Genomic DNA, 2,895 nt, shown 5'->3' with positions numbered 1-2,895 from the left:
CCTCCTGGACGGCCAGGGCGGCGCACAGATTGGCGAAGCGGAGACGGTCTCCCAGCGGCCAGCCGGCCAGGGAGCCGACAATGAAGGCCGCACCGAAGCAGTCACCGGCGCCGGTGGGATCGTAGGCCCGGACCGGCAGGGACGGGACCCACTCCTCCTCCCCCGTTTCCGAATCCACGGCCATGGATCCCTGGGCGCCGAGGGTGACCACCGCCACCGGAACCCGGTCCGCAAGCGAGTACAGGGCGGACCAAGGGTCGTCGCAGCCCGTGAAGTTCATGGCCTCGTGCTGGTTCGGCATGAAAGCGTGGAAATACTTCAGGTGGTCCAGCCGGGTCGAGGACCACACGCCGGTGGGGTCCCAGCCGACATCGCCGAACAGCTGGACGCCGTTCTTGTGCGCGTCGACAGCCCACGGTTCGAGTTCCTCCCCCAGCTCCGCAACGGCTGCGAGCGCCGGCGGCGGGCATCCAACCAGCTCGGTGGAAGTCACCGGCGCCGGGTGCCCGTGCGTCACCATGGACCGGTCCTTCTCCACGCTCAGGGACACCGTGACGGGCGAATGCCAGCCCGGAACACGCCGGGACAGGGACAGGTCCACGTGTTCCTGGGCGGCCAGAATCTTCCAGTTGTAGTCACCGTAGCCGTCATCGCCGAACACGGCGGCAAGACCGGTCCGCAGTCCCAGCCGGGAGGCGGCGATGGCCTGATTGGCGACGCCCCCGGGGCAGCTGCCCATCCCGTCGCTCCAGATTTCCGTGCCGGGCTGCGGCGCGTGGGGCAGCCCGGTGAAGATGATGTCCTGGAACACGGTCCCGGTCAGGAGCAAGTCGAATCCGTCCGCGGCCGGGCTGCGGACGGCAGAGAGCGGATCAAATCGCCGCGCCGGGGTCGCGTCCATATACGGCACATTACGCCGTACCGCCGTCGAGGGATACCAGGGGAAAGCGGGGCCCAAACCGGCGGCGAACAAGGCGGGGAATAGACTGTCCGCATGCGGCTCACGATCGCCGGCGGGGGCGGCTTCCGCGTCCCCCTGGTCTACCGGGCGCTCTCTGCCGGGCCTTTCGCGGGGCTGGTGCGGGAGCTGGTGCTCTACGACGTCGACCCCGCCAGGCTGGCGGCCATCGAGGCGGTCCTGGCCTCCCTGGGCCCGCCGGGTTCCGGCCCGCCGGGTTCCGGCCCGCAGGGTTCCGGCCCGCAGATCCGTGCCGTGTCCTCGCTCTCCGAGGCCCTGGACGGCGCCGACATGGTCTTCGCCGCCATCCGGCCCGGCGGCACCGCCGGCCGGACGGCCGACGAGCGGATCGCCCTGGACCTCGGACTCCTAGGCCAGGAAACCACCGGCGCCGGAGGGATCTCCTACGCGCTGCGCTCCATTCCGCCGATGCTGCGGCTCGCGGAGGAAATGCGGAGCCGCTGCCCCGGGGCGTGGCTGCTCAACTTCACCAACCCCGCCGGCATGGTCACGGAGGCCATGGTCCCCGTGCTCGGCCCCAGGGTGATCGGGATTTGCGACTCCGCCAGCGGCCTGGTGCACCGCGCGGCGCGGGCCGCCGGCGTCGCGCTGCCCGAGGGCACGCTCGACGGCGTGGGCTACTACGGCCTGAACCACCTCGGCTGGCTGTACCGGCTGGGGGCCGGGGGCCGGGACGCCCTCCCGGCACTGCTCGCGAACCCTGCGGCGCTGTCGGAATTCGAGGAAGGCCGGCTGTTCCCGCCCGGGTTGCTGGCCAGCCTTGGCTGCCTGCCGAATGAATATCTTTTCTACTACTACGACACCGTTCGGGCGGTGGCAGGCATGCGCGCCGCAGGTCAGACCAGGGGGGAATCGATCGCCCGGCAGCAGGCCGAACTCTATCCCCGTCTGGCTGCCGCCGGAGCCGAGGCTTTTGCGCTGTGGGAGGATGCCCGCAGGTCCCGCGAGGAGGGCTACCTCGCGGAGGCCCGCACCTCGGGCGAACGCCGCGACGAGACCGACCTCGCCGGCGGCGGCTACGAGCGGGTGGCGCTGGCGGCCATGCGCGCCCTCTCCGGCGGCGGCCCGGCGGACCTGATCCTCAACACGCGCAACGCCGTCACCTCCCCCGGGGCCGCGGGCCCGGAAGCGGCGCCCGCCGGCCCGGAAGCGGGCGGCGCTGGGTCCGGGGCACAGGTGGTGCCGGCTGTCCCGGGGCTGCCGGCCGACGCCGTCGTCGAAGTTCCGTGCCGGGTGACGCCCGACGGCGCCAGGCCGGTCCCGCAGGACCGCCCGGGACCGGCGCAACTGGAGCTGCTGCGGCGCGTCAAGGACGTCGAACGGCTCGTGGTGGAGGCGGCGACGACCGGCCGGCGGGAGGCGGCCCTCGCCGCGTTCGCCAGGCATCCGCTCGTGGACTCGGATGACCTCGCCGGAAAACTGCTGGCCGGCTATGAAGCAGCCTTCCCGGAACTGGGCCGTCTCTGGCACGGCGGGCCGTAGCTGCCCGTGGGCCTTAACGGCCCGCCAACATCAGCGTCCCGGCGGGCCCGCGGCACCGGGCCGGCTACCCTACAGCTTTCGGTACATCACGTGCAGGCCCACGTACCCCAGTTCAGGGTGGTTGAACGCCTCGGGAATGGTCGCGAGCACCTCGAAACCCATGGATTTCCACGCAGCCACGGCCCGGACATTGCTTTCCACCACGGCGTTGAACTGCATGGCCCGGAAACCGGCGTCGCGCGCGGCGTCGAGCGAATAGGCGCAGAGGGCCCGGGCCAGTCCGCGGCCGGCCTGGCCCGGGTGGACCATGTAACCCGCGTTGGCCACATGGCTGCCGCCGCCGCCCTGGTTGGGGTGCAGCTCGCCGGTGCCAAGAATCGCGCCGGTGTCGGAGGCAACTGCGACGAACGTCCGGCCCGGCGCCTGCTTGAACC

3 protein-coding genes are annotated in these 2,895 nt (G+C 71.9%); 1 reads left to right on the top strand and 2 read right to left on the bottom strand.

From position 1 onward, the window contains the following. Window positions 1-901 (bottom strand): PfkB family carbohydrate kinase (locus LQV45_RS23690; RefSeq protein WP_230009083.1); only part of this gene is annotated, 901 nt, incomplete at its 3' end. A gap of 93 nt (window positions 902-994) precedes the next feature. On the opposite strand from LQV45_RS23690, the gene LQV45_RS23685 reads away from it, so the two are divergent. After that, entirely contained in the window at window positions 995-2,461 is a 1,467-nt protein-coding gene (locus LQV45_RS23685) for a 6-phospho-beta-glucosidase (protein ID WP_230009082.1), read from the top strand. A gap of 69 nt (window positions 2,462-2,530) precedes the next feature. Here the strand turns inward: LQV45_RS23685 and LQV45_RS23680 are convergent. Next, a partial coding sequence (locus LQV45_RS23680; RefSeq protein ID WP_230009081.1) for a GNAT family N-acetyltransferase occupies window positions 2,531-2,895 on the bottom strand: 365 nt, incomplete at its 5' end.

The sequence above is a fragment of the Microbacterium sp. Bi128 genome (assembly GCF_918698205.1).
This window is presented reverse-complemented; position numbering and strand designations above follow the sequence as displayed.

Bases quoted from the DNA above. Each gene is read 5' to 3' on its own strand.
- LQV45_RS23685 (WP_230009082.1), top strand. From the start codon at position 995: ATGCGGCTCACGATCGCCGGCGGGGGCGGCTTCCGCGTCCCCCTGGTC.